General features: G+C 73.0%; 18 protein-coding genes and 1 riboswitch. Of the genes, 12 read left to right on the forward strand and 6 right to left on the reverse strand.

Going from position 1 to position 20,210, the window contains the following annotated elements; all coding sequences use genetic code 11:
• The first annotated feature begins 7 nt into the window (after positions 1–7).
• The 7 genes from ACZ6TV_RS48235 to ACZ6TV_RS48265 all read left to right on the forward strand — a co-directional run bounded on the left by ACZ6TV_RS48235 (position 8) and on the right by ACZ6TV_RS48265 (position 5,965).
• A complete protein-coding gene (locus ACZ6TV_RS48235; RefSeq protein ID WP_465307162.1) occupies positions 8–667 on the forward strand; it encodes an urease accessory protein UreF in 660 nt (219 codons plus the stop codon).
• Positions 657–1,343 (forward strand): urease accessory protein UreG, encoded by a 687-nt coding sequence (gene ureG, locus ACZ6TV_RS48240; RefSeq protein WP_465307164.1) that lies wholly within the window; start codon positions 657–659, stop codon positions 1,341–1,343. The genes ACZ6TV_RS48235 and ureG overlap by 11 nt, the downstream gene beginning before the upstream one ends.
• 7 nt (positions 1,344–1,350) lie before the next feature.
• Positions 1,351–2,094 carry an urease accessory protein UreD gene (locus ACZ6TV_RS48245; protein ID WP_465307166.1) on the forward strand — a complete coding sequence of 248 codons (744 nt, stop codon included), beginning with the start codon at positions 1,351–1,353 and terminating at the stop codon, positions 2,092–2,094.
• Positions 2,080–2,186, forward strand: a riboswitch (guanidine-I (ykkC/yxkD leader). It overlaps the preceding gene by 15 nt.
• Positions 2,187–2,236: 50 nt before the next feature.
• Positions 2,237–3,379, forward strand: a complete 1,143-nt coding sequence (locus tag ACZ6TV_RS48250) for an agmatinase family protein (RefSeq protein ID WP_465307168.1) — start codon at positions 2,237–2,239, stop codon at positions 3,377–3,379.
• A complete protein-coding gene (locus ACZ6TV_RS48255) occupies positions 3,376–4,359 on the forward strand; it encodes an ABC transporter substrate-binding protein (protein ID WP_465307169.1) in 984 nt (327 codons plus the stop codon). The genes ACZ6TV_RS48250 and ACZ6TV_RS48255 overlap by 4 nt, the downstream gene beginning before the upstream one ends.
• Before the next feature lie 2 nt (positions 4,360–4,361).
• Entirely contained in the window at positions 4,362–5,204 is an 843-nt protein-coding gene (locus ACZ6TV_RS48260) for an ABC transporter permease (RefSeq protein WP_465307171.1), read from the forward strand.
• Positions 5,204–5,965, forward strand: a complete 762-nt coding sequence (locus ACZ6TV_RS48265; protein ID WP_465307173.1) for an ABC transporter ATP-binding protein — start codon at positions 5,204–5,206, stop codon at positions 5,963–5,965. Before ACZ6TV_RS48260 ends, ACZ6TV_RS48265 begins: the two co-directional genes overlap by 1 nt.
• Here the strand turns inward: ACZ6TV_RS48265 and ACZ6TV_RS48270 are convergent.
• The 4 genes from ACZ6TV_RS48270 to ACZ6TV_RS48285 all read right to left on the reverse strand — a co-directional run bounded on the left by ACZ6TV_RS48270 (position 5,949) and on the right by ACZ6TV_RS48285 (position 8,823).
• On the reverse strand, positions 5,949–6,797 hold the full coding sequence (locus ACZ6TV_RS48270; protein WP_465307175.1) for a HEAT repeat domain-containing protein: 849 nt from the start codon (positions 6,795–6,797) through the stop codon (positions 5,949–5,951). The genes ACZ6TV_RS48265 and ACZ6TV_RS48270 overlap by 17 nt on opposite strands.
• Positions 6,798–6,838: 41 nt before the next feature.
• Complete coding sequence (gene yidD, locus ACZ6TV_RS48275) at positions 6,839–7,303, reverse strand: membrane protein insertion efficiency factor YidD (RefSeq protein ID WP_465307177.1); 465 nt, start codon at positions 7,301–7,303, stop codon at positions 6,839–6,841.
• A gap of 240 nt (positions 7,304–7,543) precedes the next feature.
• Positions 7,544–7,957 carry a hypothetical protein gene (locus ACZ6TV_RS48280; RefSeq protein ID WP_465307179.1) on the reverse strand — a complete coding sequence of 138 codons (414 nt, stop codon included), beginning with the start codon at positions 7,955–7,957 and terminating at the stop codon, positions 7,544–7,546.
• Between the two features lie 101 nt (positions 7,958–8,058).
• Positions 8,059–8,823: a helix-turn-helix domain-containing protein gene (locus ACZ6TV_RS48285; RefSeq protein WP_465307181.1), complete on the reverse strand. Its 765-nt coding sequence runs from the start codon at positions 8,821–8,823 to the stop codon at positions 8,059–8,061.
• A gap of 86 nt (positions 8,824–8,909) precedes the next feature.
• On the opposite strand from ACZ6TV_RS48285, the gene ACZ6TV_RS48290 reads away from it, so the two are divergent.
• Positions 8,910–9,278 (forward strand): nuclear transport factor 2 family protein, encoded by a 369-nt coding sequence (locus tag ACZ6TV_RS48290; RefSeq protein ID WP_465307183.1) that lies wholly within the window; start codon positions 8,910–8,912, stop codon positions 9,276–9,278.
• A gap of 56 nt (positions 9,279–9,334) precedes the next feature.
• Here ACZ6TV_RS48290 and ACZ6TV_RS48295 read toward each other — a convergent pair whose 3' ends face one another.
• The gene (locus tag ACZ6TV_RS48295; RefSeq protein WP_465307185.1) at positions 9,335–10,000 is read right to left on the reverse strand and encodes a permease prefix domain 1-containing protein; all 666 of its coding nucleotides are present in this window, start codon (positions 9,998–10,000) and stop codon (positions 9,335–9,337) included.
• A gap of 130 nt (positions 10,001–10,130) precedes the next feature.
• Here ACZ6TV_RS48295 and ACZ6TV_RS48300 point away from each other — a divergent pair, with 130 nt between their 5' ends.
• Positions 10,131–11,591, forward strand: a complete 1,461-nt coding sequence (locus ACZ6TV_RS48300; RefSeq protein WP_465307187.1) for a multicopper oxidase family protein — start codon at positions 10,131–10,133, stop codon at positions 11,589–11,591.
• A gap of 230 nt (positions 11,592–11,821) precedes the next feature.
• Here the strand turns inward: ACZ6TV_RS48300 and ACZ6TV_RS48305 are convergent, their stop codons facing one another.
• Positions 11,822–13,174 (reverse strand): FAD-dependent monooxygenase, encoded by a 1,353-nt coding sequence (locus ACZ6TV_RS48305; protein WP_465307189.1) that lies wholly within the window; start codon positions 13,172–13,174, stop codon positions 11,822–11,824.
• Between the two features lie 185 nt (positions 13,175–13,359).
• Here ACZ6TV_RS48305 and ACZ6TV_RS48310 point away from each other — a divergent pair, with 185 nt between their 5' ends.
• The 3 genes from ACZ6TV_RS48310 (at position 13,360) to pepN (ending at position 20,207) form a co-directional block, all read left to right on the forward strand.
• Positions 13,360–16,224 carry an AbfB domain-containing protein gene (locus ACZ6TV_RS48310; RefSeq protein ID WP_465307191.1) on the forward strand — a complete coding sequence of 955 codons (2,865 nt, stop codon included), beginning with the start codon at positions 13,360–13,362 and terminating at the stop codon, positions 16,222–16,224.
• A 33-nt stretch (positions 16,225–16,257) separates the two neighbouring features.
• Positions 16,258–17,607 carry an MFS transporter gene (locus ACZ6TV_RS48315; protein WP_465307193.1) on the forward strand — a complete coding sequence of 450 codons (1,350 nt, stop codon included), beginning with the start codon at positions 16,258–16,260 and terminating at the stop codon, positions 17,605–17,607.
• Positions 17,608–17,669: 62 nt separating this feature from the next.
• Positions 17,670–20,207 carry an aminopeptidase N gene (pepN, locus tag ACZ6TV_RS48320; RefSeq protein WP_465307279.1) on the forward strand — a complete coding sequence of 846 codons (2,538 nt, stop codon included), beginning with the start codon at positions 17,670–17,672 and terminating at the stop codon, positions 20,205–20,207.
• Positions 20,208–20,210: the final 3 nt, after the last annotated feature.

The following is a 20,210-nucleotide window of genomic DNA, read 5'->3' on the forward strand; positions in this document are numbered from 1 at the left end:
TCTGGCGATGAAGACGCAACTGCTCATCCTGGCCGACGGCCGCTTCCCGTCCGGGGGTCACGCGCACTCGGGCGGGCTGGAGGCGGCCGTCGTACGGCAGCGCGTGCGGGACCTCGACGACCTGCGCGAGTTCCTGCTCGGCCGGCTGCACACGGCCGGCCTGGTCGGTGCCGCGTTCACGGCCGCGGCGTGCGCCAGGCCGGACACGATGGACGAGCTGGAGGACGAGCTCGACGCGAGGACCCCGTCGCCCGCGCTGCGCCTGGCGTCGCGAAGGCAGGGCCGGTCGCTGTGCCGCGCCGCCGCGGTGGTGTGGCCGGGCCCGCACGTGCGGCGTGCCAACACGTACCGGAAAGGCCTCCACCAGCCGATCGCGCTGGGGGTGGTCGCGGAGGCGGCCGGCTGCACGCCGGGGGAGAGCGCGGCGATCAGCGCCTACCACGCCGTCTCCGGCCCGGCGAGCGCCGCGGTCCGGCTGCTGGGCCTGGATCCCTACCAGGTCCACCGCCTGCTGGCCGAGCTCGGCGACCAGACGGAAGACGTCGCCCGACAAGCCACCGAACGATCCCGTGGCCCAGCGGCCGACCTGCCCGCGGCATCGTCGCCGCTGCTGGACGTCTCCGCCGAGGACCACGCCGCATGGGAGGTACGACTCTTTGCATCCTGAAACCCACACCCACGGGCCCGACGAGACGCCGCACACGCACCCGCACCCGGACGTCGACCCGCACGCGCCGCTGCCGCAGGCGAAGCGCGCCGTCCGCGTCGGCATCGGCGGGCCGGTCGGCTCCGGCAAGACCGCCCTCGTCGCGGCGCTGTGCCGCGCGCTGGCGACGGACCTGCGCATCGCGGTCGTCACCAACGACATCTACACCACCGAGGACGCCGACTTCCTGCTGCGCAACGGGGTCCTGCCCGCCGAGCGGATCCGCGCCGTGGAGACCGGCTGCTGCCCGCACACCGCGATCCGCGACGACATCTCCGCCAACCTCGACGCGATCGAGGAGCTGGAGGACAGCCTCGGCCCGCTCGACGTGGTGCTCCTGGAGAGCGGCGGGGACAACCTGACCGCGACCTTCAGCAAGGGCCTCATCGACAAGCAGATCTTCGTCATCGACGTGGCCGGCGGCGACAAGGTGCCCCGCAAGGGCGGCCCCGGCGTCACCGCCGCCGACCTGCTCGTCATCAACAAGACCGACCTCGCCCCGCTGGTCGGCGCCGACCTGGACGTGATGGACCGCGACGCGACGGCCCGCCGGGGTGCGCTGCCGACGGTGTTCCTGTCGCTGGTCGAGGACCCGTCGGCCAAGCCCGTGCAGGAATGGATCCGGGGTCTCGTGTGAGGGCCCGGTGAAGGCCACGGCCCGCGTCGTCGCGGAGGCCGGCGGCGGCGGCCGGACCGCGCTGCGGGTGCTGAAGGGCGAGGCGCCGCTGCTGCCACGCCGTACGGGACCGAACGAGGTCCACTTCGTCGGCGGCGCGGCGGCCCCGCTCGGCGGCGACGACCTCACCATGGAGATCGAGGTCGGCCCCGGCGCGGAGCTGGTCGTGCGCACGGTCGCGGCGAGCATCGCGCTGCCCAATCGGGCCGGCGAGGAGAGCCGGCTGTCGGTCACGGTCAGCGTCGGCGACGGCGGCCGGCTGCTGTGGCTGCCCGAGCCGCTCATCGCCGCCGCCCGCTGCCGGCACACCACGCTGTCCACAGTGGACCTCGACGGCGCGGCCGAGCTGATCTGGCGGGAGGAGCTCGTCCTCGGCCGGCACGGCGAGCGCCCCGGTGACGTCACCCTGTCCACCGTGCTGCGCCGGGACGGCCGCGTCCTGTACCGCAGCGACGTCAGCACGGGCGCGGTCCGGCACCGGGTGCTCGCGACCGTGGTGAGCACCCGCGAGCATCCACCGGCGGCGACCCCGACGGCCGCGGTGATGGCCCTGGCGAAGGGCGGCACCGTCGCGACCGTGCTCGGCGGCGACCTGGGCGAGACCAGACGGGTCACCGATCCGCTGGTTACACCGCCGCAATGCAGGAGCAAAGCGGCAGTAACCGCGTCGGCGTCTACTGCCATCGACTCACCGATGGTGAGGCGCGCCTAGGGTTCCGCGCCGGGCGACCGGCGGCTGGTCCGAGAGGTGCAGGCGGCCCGCGGCAGCGGGACGCTCCACGGCGGGACAAAAGCCCGGGAGACAGCCGTCGACGTCCGGCTGTGCGCCGGACGCACCCCGAGGGGGTCTGTCCATGGGCTTCAACCACCACCATCATCCGCACCACCACGCGGCACACGACAACTACGGTCCCGAGGCGCGCTACGCGGTCGAACGCGAGGCGGAGCTGCCCACCACCAAGTGGGAGGAGGAGATCGCGCGCGGCCTCGAATACGGCCTGCCGGGCGCGGACTCCATCGTCGACAAGCGCATCCCGACGTTCTCCCGCGGCGAGCTGCCGCACTTCGCCGGCATCAACACGTTCCTGAAAGCGCCCTATCTCGAGGACGTCCGCCGCTGCGGCGAGTACGACGTCGCCGTGCTCGGCGCCCCGTTCGACGGCGGCACCACCTACCGGTCCGGGACCCGCTTCGGCCCGCAGGGCATCCGGAAGATCTCCGCGCTGTACGGGCCGTACAGCTTCGAGCTCGGCGTCGACCTGCGCGAGTCCATCACCATCGCGGACCTCGGCGACATCTTCACGATCCCGGCGAACATCGAGAAGACGTTCGACCAGATCTCCAAGGCGGTCGCCCACGTCTACGCCTCGGGCGCGTTCCCGGTCGTGCTCGGCGGCGACCACTCCATCGGCTACCCCACGGTCCGCGGCGTCGCCCAGCACATGACCGGCAACCTCGGCATCATCCACTTCGACCGGCACGTCGACACCCAGGAGACCGACCTCGACGAGCGGATGCACACCACCCCGTGGTTCCACGCCACCGACCTGCCGAACGTGCCGCCGAAGAACCTGGTGCAGATCGGCATCGGCGGCTGGCAGGCGCCCCGCCCGGGCGTCAAGGTCGGCCGGGAGCGGGGCACCACCATCATGACCGTCACCGACTGCGTGGAGATGGGCATCGAGGCCGCCGCGGAGCGGGCCCTGGAGGTCGCGTGGGACGGCGCCGACGCCGTCTGGCTGTCCTTCGACGTCGACTGTCTCGACGCCGCGTTCGTGCCCGGCACCGGCTGGCCCGAGCCCGGTGGGTTCCTGCCCCGCGAGGTGCTCAAGTTCATCCAGCTGATCGCCGAGCGCCCACTCGCCGGCATCGAGATCGTGGAGTGCTCGCCGCCCTACGACAACGCCGAGATCACCTCGCTCATCGCGACCCGCGTCATCTGCGACACCCTCGGCTGCCTGGTGCGCGCCGGCCACCTTCCCAGGAGGACCTCATGAAGCGCCGTTCGTTCCTGACCGCGGTCGCGGGGGCCACGCTCCTCGCGGCGTGCGGCGACGACCCGTCCGAATCCGCGGGGCAGAGCATCACGCTGGGATTCAGCGCCTGGCCCGGCTGGTTCCCGTGGCAGGTCGCCCAGGAGAAGGGCCTGTTCGCGAAGAACGGCGTCACGGTCGAGCTGAAGTACTTCGACAGCTACACCGACAGCCTCAACGCACTCGCCACCGGCAACCTGACCTGCAACAGCCAGACCCTCAACGACACGCTGTCGTCGGTGTCCGGCGGCTCCAAGCAGACCATCGTGCTGCTCAACGACAACTCGACCGGCAACGACCAGATCATCGCCGCGCCGGGTATCCGCTCCGTGGCGGACCTCAAAGGCAAGAAGGTCGCCGCCGAACAGGGCACCGTCGATCACTACCTGCTGCTGCTCGCGCTGGAGAAGGCGGGCCTCACCGAGAAGGACGTCACGTTCACGCCGCTGCTCACCGACGCCGCCGCGGCCGCCTTCGTGGCCGGGCAGGTCGACGCGGTCGGCGTCTTCGCCCCGTTCACCACCACGGCCCTCGCCCGCGCCGGCAGCACGGCGATCACCACGTCGAAGGACTTCCCGGGCGCGATCCCCGACGCGCTGTCGTTCCAGTCGCAGTTCGTCGCGGACCACCCCGGCGAGGTGCAGAAGGTCGTGCAGACCTGGTTCGACACCACCGCCTGGATCAAGGCCAACCCGGCGGAGGCGGTGAGCATCATGGCGAAGAAGGGCGGCGTCTCCGACGAGGACTACAAGACCTACGACGCCGGCACCACCATCTTCACCAAGGAGCAGAACATCGAGGCGTTCACGCCCGGCACGGACGCCGCGCACCTCGACTTCCAGGCCGGCAGGATCGCCGAGTTCCTGGTGAGCACCAAGCTCGTGGAGACGAAGCCACCGCTCGACGGGCTCTTCGAGCCGAAGTTCGTGAAGGCCGTGCAGTGACGATGACCGCCCCCAGGACTGTGCGGTCCTGGGGGCCGTTGCCCCGGCGCAAGCCCGTCCGGCCGCCCAGGGCGGTGTTCGCGATCCGCGCGCCGCTGTCCGGCCGGACGAGACTCGTGCTGGTCACGGTGTCGGTGCTGCTGCCGGTCGTGGTCTGGCTCGCCCTCGGCGTCACCGGCGCGGTGCCGGCCCGCTACCTGCCCGGCCTGGTGAAGGTCTGGCAGGCGGGCGCCGACATGGCGGCGAGCGGGCAGCTGTGGACCGACACCTGGGCCACCGTCCAGCGGGTCGTCTACGGCTTCGGCCTCGCGGTGCTCGTCTCGGTGCCGCTCGGCGTGGCCATGGGCAGCTTCGCCGCGGCGAGCGCCCTGCTGGAGCCGCTGAGCGGGCTGCTGCGCTACCTGCCGGCCGCCGCGTTCACCCCGCTGCTGCTCATCTGGCTCGGCATCGACGAGTCGCCGAAGATAGCGCTCATCTTCATCGGCACGGTGTTCTTCAACATGCTGATGACGGCGGACGTCGTACGGCTGGTGCCGCGCGACTTCGTGGACGTCGCGGCCACGCTGGGCGCCAGGCGGCGGGAGGTGCTGTGGAAGGTGATCCTGCCGCACTCGCTGCCGGGGATGATCGACGCGGTGCGGGTCAACTTCGCCGCCGCGTGGAACCTGGTCGTCGTCGCCGAGCTGGTGAACAGCGACACCGGCCTGGGCAAGCGCATCCTGCTCGCCCAGCGCTTCACCCAGACCGACAAGATCTTCGCGATCCTCGTCGTCATCGCGGTCGCGGGCGTGCTCACCGACGTGCTGCTCCGCCTGGCCCGCAACCGGATCGGCAGGTGGACGTGATGCTGGCGCTGGACGGCGTGGGCCGGACCTTCGGCGCGAAGGTCGCCCTCGACGACGTCACGATGACGGTGGACCGCGGCGAGTTCGTGTGCGTGGTCGGCGCCAGCGGCTCCGGCAAGTCGACGCTGCTGTCGATCGTCGCCGGCCTGGTGGCGCCGTCCGGCGGTGCCGTCACGCTGGACGGCGTGCCGGTCGTCGGACCGGGGCCGGAGCGCGGCCTGGTCTGCCAGTCCGGCGCCGTCTACCCGTGGCGCACGGTGGAGCGCAACATCGCCTTCGGCCTGGAGCTGCTCAAGCTGTCCCGGGCCGAGCGGAAGGCGCGGGTCGACTGGTACCTCGCCGAGACGGGCCTTGCGCCCTACCGCCGGGCGCTGCCGAAGCAGCTGTCCGGCGGGCAGCGGCAGCGGGTCGCGATCGCCCGCGCGCTCGCCTGCGAGCCGGCGGTCCTGCTGCTGGACGAGCCGTTCGGCGCGCTGGACGTGCAGACGAAGGAGGACATGCAGGTCTTCCTGCGCGAGGTGTGGCGCGACACGGGCACGACGGTGCTCATGGTCACCCACGACGTGGAGGAGGCGGTGTTCCTCGGCGGCCGGGTCGCGGTCCTGGCCAGCGACCCCGGCCGGGTCGCCGCGGACGTCGCCGTCGACCTGCCCGCCGACCGTGACCTGACGGTGAAGCGCACGCCGGAGTTCCTCGCCCTGCGGGCCCGGGTCGAGGACCTGGTCCGCTCCTTCCACCGGGGGGTCAGCGGCCGTATGTAGCGAGCGCCCGCAGCAGCGCCGGTTCCGGTTCCTCGCCGGGGTACCGCCCGAGCTCCGCCTCCAGGAACGGCAGCAGCCTCGGATCGCCGGTCCCGGCGGCGAGCGCGCACAACGCCTCGAAGATGATGAGCTGGTCCGCGTGCTCGTCCGGGTCGCTCAGGTGCCGCAGCAGCTGCGACATCGCCCGCTCGTCGCCGCGCACCGCCAGCCCGTGCACCGCTTCGGCGAGGGTGTCGGGGTCGTCGTCGCCGAGGCGGGCGGCGAGCGCGTCGCGCAGCTCCGGGAAGTCGGCGTCGCTCTGCCGGGCCAGGCCGAACGTCGCCCAGTCGCGCACGTCCACCTCCGGGTCCGCGGACAGCTCGATGAGCGCGTCGAGCGCTGCCCGGGACTCGCGCCCCAGCAGCCCGGCGACGACCCCGCCGCGGACGTCGGGATCGGGGTGGGCGCGCAGCCGGACCAGCGGCGCGACGCTGTCCTCGCCGGCCATGTGCCCGAGAGTGACCGCGAGGGACCGCAGCACCGCCGGATCCTCCTCGTGCTCGATCATCGCGAGCAGCAGCGCCGTCGCCTCGTCGCGGAACGGCCCGTCGGCGGCGCCGCGGCCGGGCGGGCCTGCGGGCTCACCGGCCGCGGCGGGCGTGCCGGGCCGGGCGCCGAGCTGTCCGAGGACGTCGGCGGCCAGCTCGCGGTGCGCCGGTCGCGGGTCGCGGCCGAGCCGTCCCGCGATGCCGAGCGCCTCCCGCCCGCCGTGGAGGTGCAGGTGCGTGACGAGGTCGTGGCGGCGCCACTCCTCGGCGCCCAGGGCTTCGGAGAACGCCTCCTCGACTCGCATACCGGCCATCGTCGCCGCCGGCCCGCCCTCGGGCAACCCGCTTACGGCACGGGGTCCTTGGTGCCGCGCGGCGTCGACGGGTTGCACCGGCGGATGCGGGCCGCGGTCAGCCGGGACCCCTCGACGAGCCCGTACCGCTGCACCGCCTGCAGGCCGTAGTTGCTGCAGGTGGGGATCTGCCGGCACTGGGTCGGCAGGTGCGGCGACAGGTAGCGCTGGTAGCCCTTGATCGCCGCCACGCCGGCCCGGCCGGGTCCGGTCGTGGCCCGGCGGGGCGCCTTCCGTGGTGCGGCGACCGCCATCAGGCTCAGCAGCGAGCCGAGCATGAACGGGTTGCAGTCGCAGCTGTCGCACGGGTCGCAGTCGCCGCCGTCGCCGCTGTCGCGCCGGCGCTGCCGGCCCTGCTGCTGTTGCTGTTGTTGCTGCTGGTGCCGCCGCTGCTGCCTGCGCCGGCGGCGCCGGTCCAGCCAGACCGCCAGCAGGTCACCGATGCCCATTCGCGCCATGTGCGGCATTGTGTGGCCGATCGGCCACGCGATCAAGGACCGGTCGCGTTTCCTACACAAGGAAACGCACCCGGATGGCCGACTTCGTTCGGGCGGCCGGGAATGTCCGGACAGTCCCGGACACCCGAACGAAGTCGAACAACCGAGTGCGTCGATGCTGTGCGAGCTGTGTGGGGTGGCCGGCCCGCGGGGCTGATCCGCGGGCCGGCGCTGTCGACCACACCGTCAGGAGCTGGGGTCTCAGCCGGCCGCGATGGCCGGGCCGCCGTCGGTGTGCAGCTCGGTCGCCGAGGCGAACGCGCTGTCCAGGCGGGCCTGCAGCGCCTCGAGCTCCGAGTACTCCGAGCTGTGCGCCGACTCGCTGCCCTCGGCCGCGAAGACGTGGTCGGACTCGGCCGCGCTGTGGTCGTAGGACGTGAAGTCCGACTCCTCGTAGTGGGCGCCGTTCGGGTTGGTGTACTCGACGTGGTGGCCCTGGTCGAAGCTGGTGGACTCGGCCGCGGCGTGGTCCTGCTCGTAGACGTTGAACTGGTTGTTGTAGTCCGACTCGCTGGCGTTGACCTGGTGCAGCTGGTCCAGCGCCTCGTGGTTCTCGCCGGTCTCGACGTGACCGTAGTCGGTGCCGCCGTCGTACCCGCCGTCGTACTCGCTCATTTGGTGCTCCTTCTGGTGTGGGAAGTTCTTCGGTGTGGCCTTGCGATGCATATGACGTTACGGCCGGCCGCACTTCCCTGAATCCCAGAAACGTGCCACCGTCACGCGGCCCGCACGGCCTCGGCGGTCGCGGCGTCGGCCGGGAAGAACGACTCGATGGCGAGCTCCGCGACGGTCACGTCCATCGGCGAGCCGAACACCGCCGTGATGCTGAAGAAGCGCAGCTCGACGCCGTCCTGGCGGATCCGCAGCGGCACCACGACGTCGTGCGCGGCGGGCGCCGGGGCGGACCCGCCCGGATACGCCGAAAGCTCCGCGAGCAGGTCGGCCAGCGCGGGGTCGCCGGTGGTGCGGGCCTGCCGGTCGAGGCGCCCCAGCAGGTGCGCCCGCCACTCGCCGAGGTTGACGATGCGCGGCGCGAGCCCCTCCGGGTGCAGGGACAGGCGCAGCACGTTGACCGGCGGCTCCAGCAGGGCCGGCGCCACGCCCGCGGTCAGCCGCGCGACCGGCGCGTTGGCGTCGAGCATGTCCCACCGCCGGTCCACCACCACGGCGGGGAAGGGCTCGTGCCCGGCGAGGACCTGCCGCAGCGACGCCCGCACCGCCCGCAGCTGCGGCGCGTCCAGGCCGCCTTCCGGATACGCGGGCGCGAAACCGCCGGCGAGCAGCAGCGCGTTGCGCTCCCGCAGCGGCACGTCCAGCTGCTCGGTGAGGCGCAGGATCATCGCGCTGGTCGGCTTGGAGCGGCCCGTCTCCACGAAGCTCAGGTGCCGGGTCGAGATCTCCGCCTGGATCGACAGCTCCAGCTGGCTGAGCCGGCGCCGCTCCCGCCACTCGCGCAAAAGTACCCCGACCGGTTGCGTCATGCGCGAATCGTAGAAGCGGGCGGGAAGCGCTGCCATTACCTCGCAGGGAATCGACCCGCGGCGCCCGCGGCGGCAGGCTGAGCGGCATGAGCGAATACGAGAGCGTCGTGCGGCGGTACATCGAGGTGTGGAACGAGACGGACCCGGCCGCCCGGCGGGCGGCGATCGACGCGCTGTTCACCGAGGACGTGCGGTTCGTCGACCCGATGGCCGCCGTGCGCGGCCAGGCGGAGGTCGACGCGATGATCGGCGGCGTGCAGGCGAGCTTCCCCGGCTTCGTGATCACCCCGCTCGGGGCGGTCGACGGCCACCACGACCAGGCGCGCTTCGGCTGGGAGATGGGCCTGCCGGGTCAGGAGGCGCCGGTCGCCGGCTTCGACGTGGTCACGCTGGCCGCCGACGGCCGCGTCGAGCAGGTCCTGGGCTTCCTGGACCGGGTGCCCGCCCAGGTCTGAGCGGACCGTGCGGCGCCGCCCGTGGGAGCAGGGCGTCGCCGGGCGCGCCCTGCTCGTCAGGCGGTCGTCGCGGAGGCGCGCAGGCAGCGCAGGCCGGAGTAGACCATCCACACCGGTGTGGCGGTGGTGACGGCGGCCGAGGCGAGGTCCAGTGCGGAGAAGTCGCCGGTCGTCGTGGTGTGCCAGGCGGGGCTGAGCAGCGACAGGGCCGCCCCGCCGAGCATGAAGAACGCGCACACGCCGATCGCCGCGATCCCCGTCGCGCGGACGAAGCCGCTGCCCACGCTGACGTAGCGGCTGCCGACCCCGCAGGCGACCGCGGCGAGCACGCCGAGGACGACGACGCTGTAGCCGGCGTAGTCGACGGTCTGGGCCAGAAATGCATAGCCCCGGCTGGGCTGCCAGGTCCAGCCGGTCGCCGCGGACCGCCAGGCGATCTCCGACATCACCTGCTGCGCGGCGATGGCACCGGCGACGAAGAGCGCGGTCCGGCGGCCCTGCAGCAGCGCCAGCTCCCGCTGGTAGTCGTCGGCGAGCTCGCGCACCGTGCCGAACTCGTCGACGGCCATCCGCGCCGCGTCGGCGGCGTCGTGGCCGGTCTCCTCGTAGTGCGCGGCGGCGTCGTGCAGGCTGTCGCGCACCTCGGTCAGCAGGTCGCGTTTCGCGGCCCGGGGACCGCGCAGCGCGGCGCCGAGGGAGGTCACGTAGGCGTCGATAACCACCCGCTCAGTATCGCCGAGGGGTCGATCGCGCGATTGGGGGTTGTCCCTGAGGTTTTCCCCGATGTGGCGACCGCCGTCAGCAGCCAAGCTACATGTAGCAAAGCTACGCATGACGGTGAAGGGGACGACGGTGCGCAAGTGGCTTCTCGGCGGGCTCGGCCTGCTGCTCGTGCTCTGCGGGGGCGGTGTGGCGGCGGTGACCTGGGTCCTGACCCGATCGGCCGTGGACACCGTCGGCAAGGTGGCCTTCGACCGGCCGCTCAAGGTCCCGCCCCTCGCGGAGTCGGCCGTCGACGCCGGCGGGACCCGGGTCTTCGACCTCACCGCGCAGCCCGGCGACAGCGACCTCGGCCACGGCACCACCCGCACGTGGGGCTACAACGGCGCCTACCTCGGCCCGACCCTGCGGGCGAAGCGCGGCGAGCGGGTCGCCGTCAACATCCACAACCGGCTCAACGAGCGCACGACCGTGCACTGGCACGGCATGCACCTGCCGGCGAAGGTCGACGGCGGCCCGCACCACCCGATCCAGCCCGGCGGCGACTACCAGGCGGCGTGGACGGTCGACCAGCCGGCGGCGACGCTGTGGTACCACCCGCACCCGAGCGACCTCACCGAGCGGCAGGTCTACCGCGGCCTCGCCGGCCTGTTCCTCGTCGACGACGGCCAGGAGCCGGCGGGGCTGCCGCACGAGTACGGCGTCGACGACGTCCCGGTCGTGGTGCAGGACAAGCAGTTCGACGGCGGTCAGCTGAGCATGAGCGACCGGTTCGCCAGCGACGTCGGCATCCTCGGCGACGAGATCCTCGTCAACGGCACCCCGGGCCCGTTCCTGGACGTGCGCAGCACCCTGGTCCGGCTCCGGTTGCTCAACGCCTCGACGGCGCGGGTGTACGACTTCGCGATGTCCGACGGCCGTCCCCTGACGATGATCGGCTCGGACGGAGGGCTTCTCGCCGCGCCGTACCGGACCGGTCACGTGCGCCTGTCGGTGGGGGAGCGGGCCGAGGTCGTCGTCGAGATGCGCCCGGGGGAGACGGTCGAGCTGCGCAGCCTGCCGTCCGGCGTCGGCCGGTTCCACGGCGGCCGGGACACCTTCGACGTGCTGCAGCTGCGGGCGGCCGCCGACCTGAAGGCCGCGACGCTGCCCGGCACGCTCGCCGACGTCCCGAGACTCGACCCGAAGCTGGCCGCCAGGCAGCGGACGTTCACCTTCCAGGGGCGGGGGATCAACGACGACGGGATGGACATGGACCGCGTCGACGCCGTCGTCGTCAAGAACACCGTCGAGGTCTGGAACGTCGCCAACGGTCACGACACCCCGCACAGCTTCCACATCCACGACGTGCAGTTCCAGGTGGTGACGGTCGACGGCGGCGCGCCCCCGCCGGAGCTCGGCGGCTGGAAGGACACCCTGTTCCTGGAGCCGCGCAGGAAGTACTCGGTCATCGCCAGGTTCGCCGACTACGCCGACCCGACGACCGCGTACATGTTCCACTGCCACGTCCTGCGGCACGAGGACGAGGGGATGATGGGCCAGTTCGTGGTCGTCGAACGCGAAGGCGACCGGCCGAGGCTGGGCCACAACTAAGGCGTGTCGGCAGGACAGGCGGCAGGACCGGCGAGGTGCCGGGCCCCCCGTGGCGGCGCGGGGCCCGGCACGTCTCGCAGGCGCGTCCGTCGTCCCCGTGTGCGCCGCCGCCCGCACCGTGATGACGGGCGGGCGTCGGCGGCAACCCAACGAGAGCCGCTCTGTGACGGGCATGACACATGGATCACCGCTCCCATGTCAAGAGCTATGCGGACCTGTGGTGTCGTGGATCACCGTGGCGGGCCCAGGTGGCGTCGCAGCGCGACCGGAAGATCCCCCTCTGTGCCCGTCCAGGCGGTGTAACCGTCGGGCCGGACGAGGACAAAACGGTCAGCCACCGCGTGCACGAGACGATCCGTGTACCCGTCCGGGACCGACGGTCCGGTCAGCACGTGCCGGCCCGCCCGCAGCAGCTCGTACATCCGCGAACCCTGGGCGAGGAGCACGTCCGGCTGCCGGGGCGCGTCCGGGTAGTCGATGCCGATGCCGGACACCGTGCCGGCGGCCCTGCGCATGACGGCCGGCACCCGCAGCAGCGCCCCGCCGAGCAGGTTGCGCCCGGTCCGCGCGGCCCGCGAGTGCAGCATCGCGAGGCGGATCAGGCCGCCGCTGCTGCGCAGCACCAGCTGGCCGACCGGGTGGCGCTCGCGGTCGTACGAGTCGAGCAGGCCGGCCGGGGCCCAGCCCTGTGCGACGGCGGCGAGCTTCCAGCTCAGGTTGGCGGCGTCCTGCAGGCCGGTGTTCATGCCCTGCCCGCCGGCCGGGGAGTGCACGTGCGCGGCGTCGCCGGCGAGGAAGACGTTGCCCTTGCGGTACGCCGGCACCTGCCGCTCGTCGCTGTGGAAGCGCGACAGGAACCGCGCGTCGCGCATGCCGAAGTCGGTGCCGAGCGCCCGCAGGGTCACGGCGCGGACCTCGTCGAGCGTGAGCGGCGCGGTGTCGGGCTGCTGGGCGAGCCGGTCCCAGGCGAAGATCCGGAACCAGCCGTCGCCGAACGGCGCGACGAAGGCGAACGCGTCGCCCACGGCGTTGACCGCGAGGACGTCCTCGGGCGCGTCGGTGAGCCGCACGTCGGCGAGCATGATCGAGCGCAGCACCGCCCTGCCGGGGAACGGCATGCCGATCGCCTCGCGCACCGCGCTGTGCGCGCCGTCGGTGCCCACGACGACGTCGGCCTCGTAGGCCTCCTCGCCCGCCAGGGCGGCGCCGTCGCGCAGGCCGGTGACCGTCACGCCGCGCACGATGCGTGCGCCCCGGTCGAGCGCGCGCCGCTCCAGCAGCCGCTCCACGTGGTACTGCGGGGTGATGAGCAGGTAGGGGAAGCGGGTCCGCAGCACCCCGAGGTCCACCCTGACGCGGTTGAACAGCCGCAGCTTCGACACGACGGTCCCGGTGGTGAGGAGCTCGTCGGCGAGGCCGCGGGCGTCCAGCATCTCCAACGTCCGGGCGTGCACGCCGAACGCCCTGGTCAGGTTCGACTCGCCGGCGCGCCGCTCCAGGACGGTCACCTCGACACCCGCGGCGGCGAGGTCCCCGGCGAGCAGCAGTCCGGTCGGCCCGGCGCCAACGACGACGGTCTTCATGGCATCCTCCTCGAGGTTTGCCAACAACTGTTGGCCAACACATGTTGACCCCGTCGCCGAGGTCATGTCAACGGGTGATGAAATGTGTCCCGGGACGTGAGCGGTAACATCCAGGGTCTTGACTGGCTGGGGTGGCGCCACGAATGCTGACCGCATTGCCCGCCAGCAATCTAGGAGTTCCAAACATGGTCAAGTTCCGTCTGCCAGCGCTGTTAGCGCTAACATTGACGGCTGTAGTGGCGGTCGTCACCCCCGCCTTCGCCGCCACCGCGACGCTCACCGTCGACGCCGGGCACACCACCACCGCCGTCGGGCCCTACCAGTTCGGCCACATCATCGAGGACATCAACCACTCGATGGAGGGCGGCCTGCTCGCCAACGTGGTCCGCAACAGCACCATGAAGGAGGGCAACGCCAACCCGCCCTCCTCCTGGTCGCTGGTCACCGCCGGGGGCGGCAGCGGCTCCATCGCCGCCGACACCGCCGGCCCGCTCAACGCCGCCAACCAGCGCGCGCTGCGGCTCAGCGTCACCGGCAACGCCCCCGGGCAGCGGGTCGGCGCGGCGAACGCCGGCTTCTACGGCATCGGCGTGCGCCCGTCGACCACCTACAAGGTCGAGTTCTGGGCGCGGGCCACCGCCGGCTTCACCGGCCCGCTCACGGTGACCGTCGAGAGCACCGGCGGCGCCGTTCACGCTACGTCGACCGTGTCCGGCCTCGGCACCGGCTGGCAGCGGTTCACCACCACGCTCACCACCGGTCCGGGCGCGCCGGTGTCGACCGCCAACCGCTTCGTCATCGCCGCCAACGGCGTCGGCGCCGGGCAGTCCGTCTGGCTCAACGTCGTGCAGGCGATCGGCCCCACGTTCCAGCAGACCGGCAACCTGCGCCGCGACCTGGAGCAGCTGATGGCCGACACCAGGCCGGGCTTCTTCCGGGTGCCGGGCGGCAACTACCTCGAGGGCGCCGTCATCGCCAACCGCTTCGCCTGGAAGAACACCATCGGCCCGGTCGAGCAGCGCGCCGGGCACCAGAACGACGCCTGGGGCTACTGGTCCACCGACCAGTTCGGCCTGCTCAACTACCTGCAGATGGCCGAGCAGGCCGGCGCGGAGCCGATGCTCGGGGTCTTCGCCGGGTACACGCTCAACGGCAGCGTCACCCCGCAGAGCGAGATGCAGCAGTACGTCCAGGAGGCGCTGGACGAGATCGAGTACATCACCGGCGGCACCGGCACCACGTGGGGCGCCCGGCGCGCCGCCGACGGGCACCCGGCGCCGTTCCCGCTGCGCTACGTCGAGATCGGCAACGAGGACTGGTTCGACCGGACCGACAGCTACAACGCCTACCGCTACCCGATGCTGTACGACGCCATCAAGGCCCGCTACCCGCAGCTGCAGATCATCGCGACCCGGGCGGTCACCAGCCGGCCGATGGACGTCATCGACGACCACTACTACAACAACGACCCCGACGCGTTCGCCGCCCTCGCCACCCGCTACGACGGCGCCGACCGCAACGGCCCGAAGGTCCTCGTCGGCGAGTACGGCGTGACCAACGGCAGCTCGACCAACCCGACCGGCACCCTGTCCGGCGCCCTGGCCGAGGCCGCCTTCATGACCGGCCTGGTGCGCAACGCGGACCTGGTCATGGGCGCCGCCTACGCCCCGGCGCTCACCTCCGTGGACAACTGGCAGTGGTCGTCGAACCTGATCGGCTTCAACGCCGTCAGCTCCTACGGCTCGCCGTCCTACCACGTGCAGAAGATGTTCGGCACCAACATCGGCGACCACGTCGTGCCCACCGCGCTCAGCGGCGGCACGGGCATCTCCCACGTCGCGACGCGGAGCACCGACGGCACCCTGTACGTCACCGTCGTCAACCGCTCCGGCGCCGCCGTGGACACCGCCGTCGGCATCACGGGAGCCGCGAGCGTCGGCGGCACCGCGACCGTCACGACCCTCACCGGCGACCCCGCCGCCCGCAACTCCATCACCAACCCGTCGGCGATCGCGCCGACCGTGACGTCCCGCGCCGCCGGGGCGAGCTTCACGCACACCTTCCCGGCGAACTCCGTCACCGTCATCCGGCTGTCGACGACCGGCGGCGCCACCCCGCTGCTCCCCGTCGGGCAGGGCGTCTCGCTGCGGGCCACCACGCCCGGCTACACCGACCGCTCCCTGCGCCACCAGAACAACCTCGCGGTCACCTCGGTCGTCGGCACGGCAAGCCCGGTCACGGACAAGCTCGACGCGTCCTTCGTGCTGCGGCCCGGCCTGGCGAGCGCGGCCTGCTACTCGCTGGAGTCGCGGAACTTCCCGGGCCAGTACCTGCGGCACCAGGCGTACCGGGTCCGCCTGGCGCCGGGCGACGGCTCCCCGCTCTTCGCCGCCGACGCCACGTTCTGCGCCGCCGACGGCAACGCCGGGGAAGGGATCTCGCTGCGGTCGTACAACTTCCCGGCGCGCTTCCTGCGGCACTACAACTCCGAGGTCTGGATCGCCTCGAACGGCGGGCCGTCCGCCTACGACAGCGCGACGAACTGGGCCGCCGACACCACCTGGCGGATCGGCAGCCCCTGGTTCCGCAGCGACGTCACCGTCCCGGCCGGCCCGCACTCGCTGCGGGCGACCACGCCCGGCTTCACCGACCGGTACGCGCGGCACCGGTCCGGGCTGGGGATCCTGAGCCAGGTCAGCGCCTCCTCGCCGGTGCTGGACCGGCAGGACGCCACGTTCAACGTGGTGCCCGGCCTGGCCGACAACACGTGCTACTCCTTCGAGTCGCGCAACTTCCCCGGGCAGTACCTGCGTCACAACGACTACCGGATCAAGCTCGCGGCCGGCGACGGCTCCGCGGTCTTCGCCGCCGACGCGACCTTCTGCGCCAAGGCGGGGACCCGGTTCCAGTCGTTCAACTTCCCGGACATGTATCTGCGGCACTACAACAGCGAGCTCTGGATCGCCTCCAACGGCGGTGCCCGGCCGTCGGACAACCCGGCCAACTACGTGGCGGACACCACGTGGGTGGTGGAGGCGCCGCTGGGTTGACTTGAAGTGCTGTTGAAGTAGCACCGTAGCGAGGTGCAGAAACGCAACGCGCTCACGGTCGGCATGGTCACGCTGGTCACGTTCGTCGCCTTCGAGGCGGTGGCCGTGACGGCCGCCATGCCGACCGTCGCGCAGGCCCTCGACGGCCTCGCGTTCTACGGCTTCGCGTTCGGCGGGCCCTTCGCCACCGGGATCGTGGCGACCGTCGCCGCCGGCACCTGGTGCGACCGCCGCGGCCCGGCCGGGCCGATCCTCACCGGCGTCGTGCTGTTCTGCCTCGGCCTGCTCGGCGCCGGACTCGCCCAGGACATCTGGACCCTCGTCGCCGGCCGCCTCCTGCAGGGTTTCGGCGGCGGGCTCATCACCGTCGCGCTCTACGTCGTCGTCGGCCGCGCGTACCCCGCCTCGGCGCATCCGCGCGTGTTCTCGGCGCTGTCCGCGGCGTGGGTGCTGCCCGCCGTCGTCGGCCCGGCCGTCGCCGGGCTCATCGTCGAGCACCTCGGCTGGCGCTGGGTCTTCCTGCTCATCGCGATCGCGACCCTGCCGGTCGCCGCCGTCATCAGCCCGTACGTGCGCCCGATCGGCGGCTCGGCCGGGACCCCGCCCAACGCCCGCATGCCGTGGGCGCTCGGCGTCGCGGCGGGTGTGGTGCTGCTGCACTGGGGCGGCCAGCGCAGCGGGCTCGGCGGCCTGCCGCTGGTCGCCGCGGGCCTGGCGGTGGTCGCCGTGTGCGGCCCGCGGCTGCTGCCGGCGGGCACGTTCACCGCCCGGCGCGGCCTGCCGAGCGTCATCCTCGTGCGGGGGCTCGCCGGCGCCGCGTTCATGCAGGCGGACGTCTTCATCCCACTGCTGCTCACCCGCGAGCGCGGCCTCACCCCGTCGCTCGCCGGGCTCACCCTCACCGCCGGGGCGCTGCTGTGGTCCGCCGGCTCCTGGATCCAGGCCCGGCAGGGGCAGCGCTTCACCCCGGCGGCCCGGCTGCGGACCGGCCTGACCGCCATCGCCCTCGGCGTGCTGTCGGCGGTCGCGCTCGTCGCCCCGGCGGTGCCCGTCGCGGTGGTCGTCGCCGGCTGGTGCGTCGCCGGCTTCGGCATGGGCCTGGCCTCCCCGACGGTGTCGGCGCTGGTCCTGCAGCTCTCCGCGCCCGACGAGCAGGGCGTCAACAGCTCGGCGCTGTCGGTCGCCGACTCGCTGCTGACCACGGTGGTGCTCGCCGTCGGCGGGTCGGTGTTCGCGGTCCTGGTCACCGCCGGGCCGGTCGCCTACCTGGCGGCCTTCCTGATCGCCCTGCTGCCGGCCGTCGCGGGGGCGCTGCTCGCGGGCCGGGTGGCACCCGCCGTTCCCGCGACCGCCCTGGTCCCCGTCGGCGAGCCGGCCCGCTGACCCAGCGGGTGGCGCCGTTGCGCCGCCGCCGGGACGGTAGCGTCGAGCGCATGACCCGCCCGATCCGCGCCCTGACCCACGTCGAGGCGCAGGCCCGAGCCGCCCTCATCCGAGTCGGGGGATACGAGGTCGCCCTCGACGTCACCGCCCCCGCCACCTTCGTCTCCAGCACCGTCGTGGACTTCGCCTGCACGGCGCCCGGTGCCGGGACCTTCGTCGAGCTGAAGGACGCCCGGCCGGACCGGATCGTCCTCAATGGACGGCCGCTCGACCCGGCGACCCTGGAGGGCAACCGGCTGCCGCTGCCCGGGCTGCTCGCCGCCAACCGGCTCGAGGTGACGTTCACCGCGGACTACTCACACTCCGGGGAAGGGCTGCACCGGCACGTCGACCCGGAGGACGGCGAGGTGTACCTCTCCGGCCAGGCGCCCCTCGACGAGGCGCAGCGGATCTTCGCCTGCTTCGACCAGCCCGACCTGAAGGCGCCGATCACCCTCACCGTCACCGCCCCTCCACAGTGGATCGTCAGGGGCAACGCGCCGCTGGCCCGGGCCCGCGACGGGCGGTGGGAGTTCGCGCCGACGCCGCCGCTCGCGCCGTACCTCTTCACCGTGCTCGCCGGGCCGTGGCACGAGCGCGGGGCCGAACACGACGGCATCGCGCTGGGCCTGCTCTGCCGGCGGTCGCTCGCGCCCCACCTGGACGCCGACGCGGCCGAGCTGTTCGCCGCGACGGCCGCGAGCTTCGACCGCTACCACGAGCTCTTCGGCGTGCGGTACCCCTTCGGCAAGTACGACCAGGCCTTCGTCCCGGACCTGGCGGGCGGCGCGGTGGAGAACCCCGGCCTGGTGACCTACCGCGAGGAGTTCCTGTTCCGGACCAGTTCCGGCGCGGGGGCCACCGACTACGAGCGGCTGCGCCGGTTCGTGGTCATGGCGCACGAGATGGCGCACATGTGGTTCGGCGACCTCGTGACCCTGCGGTGGTGGGACGACATCTGGCTCAACGAGGCGTTCGCGGAGCTGATGGGCTGGCGCGTCGCCGCCGAGACGGGCCGCTACCCGGCCGCCGCGGCCGACTTCGTGCTGTGGCGCAAGCGCTGGGGCATGCTCGCCGACCAGCGGCCCTCCACCCACCCGGTCGCCCCGTCGGGTGTCGCCGACACCACCGCCGCGTTCCTCAACTTCGACGGCATCTCCTACGCCAAGGGCGCGGCCGTGCTGCGCCAGCTGTCGGTGCTGCTCGGCGACGACGTGTTCCTCGCCGGGCTGCGCGCGTACTTCGAGCGGTTCCGCTTCGGCAACGCCACCCTCGCCGACTTCCTCGCCGTCCTCGGGTCGTCGGCCGGCGTGGACCTGACCGGCTGGGCCTCCCGCTGGCTGCGCGGCACCGGCGTCAACACCCTGCGCGCCGGGCCCGGGCCCGTCGTGCACCAGACGGGTGCGCCGCTGCGGGCGCACCGCTTCCACATCGGTGTGTACGACCGGCGCGGCGCCCTCGTCCACCGGGCCCCCGTCACCCTGGACGGCGGGTCCACCACGATCGGCGATCCGGCGCACGGCGGCGGGTCCGCCGGGCCGCCAGAAGGGTCGGTGCTGCTGCCGAACGACGGCGACGACACCTACGCGAAGCTGCGCCTCGACCCCGCGAGCCTCGCCGCGCTGCCGGCGGTGCTGCCCGCCATCGCGGACCCCCTCGCCCGGGCGCTGCTGTGGACGGCGGCGATGGACGCGACCCACGACGGCGAGCTGCCGCCCGTGGCGTTCCTGGCGCTGCTGGAAGCAGCCCTCACCGGCGAGCCGGAGACCGCCGTGCTGATCGAGGTCCTCGGCTTCGCCCGGGACGGCCTGGCGCGGCGCGGGCTCATCCCCTTCGGCCCCCTGGCGGTGGTCTGCGCCGCCGCGCTGCGGGCGGCGGCACCCGGCAGCGGGCGGCAGTTCGCGCTCGCCACCGCCATGACCACCGTCGCCGGGCCGGGGCAGGTCGCCCTGCTCCAGGACTGGCTCGCCGACGACCCCGTGTCGGTGCTGACCGGACTGGCGGCGCCCGTCCCGCATCCGCTGCTGCCGGCGGACGGGCTCGCCGGCCTCGTCGTCACCCAGGACCTGCGATGGGAGGTGCTCGGCCGGCTGGTCGCGCTCGGCGCCGCCGGCGAGCGCGACATCGCCGCCGAGGAGCGGCGCGACCCCAGCAGCCGGGGCGCAGAGCACGCCGCCAGGTGCCGGGCCGCGGTCCCCGACCCGGCCGCGAAGGCCGAGGCGTGGGAGCGGATCGTGCGCGACGAGCGGCCCCGGCTCGCCCTGGCCGCGGCCACCGGCTTCTGGCAGCCCGGGCAGGAGCAGCTGACCGACCCGTACGCCGGCCGCTTCTTCGCCGACGCGCCCGGCATGGTCGCCGGGCGCTACCAGCTGTTCGCGATGACGCTGGTCCGGCAGGCCTTCCCGCGCTACGCCCCGGGCTCCCTGCGGCTCGCCGAGGACCTGCTCGCGCGGGAGGACCTCGACCCGGTCCTGCGGCGCGAGATCGGCGACGCCGCGGCCGAGCTGAAAATCTTCCGCGACCTTGTCGAAGACGGCGGGCACCGTTCGACGCGTTGGTAGAGA

The sequence above is a fragment of the Dactylosporangium sp. NPDC051087 genome, assembly GCF_055586325.1.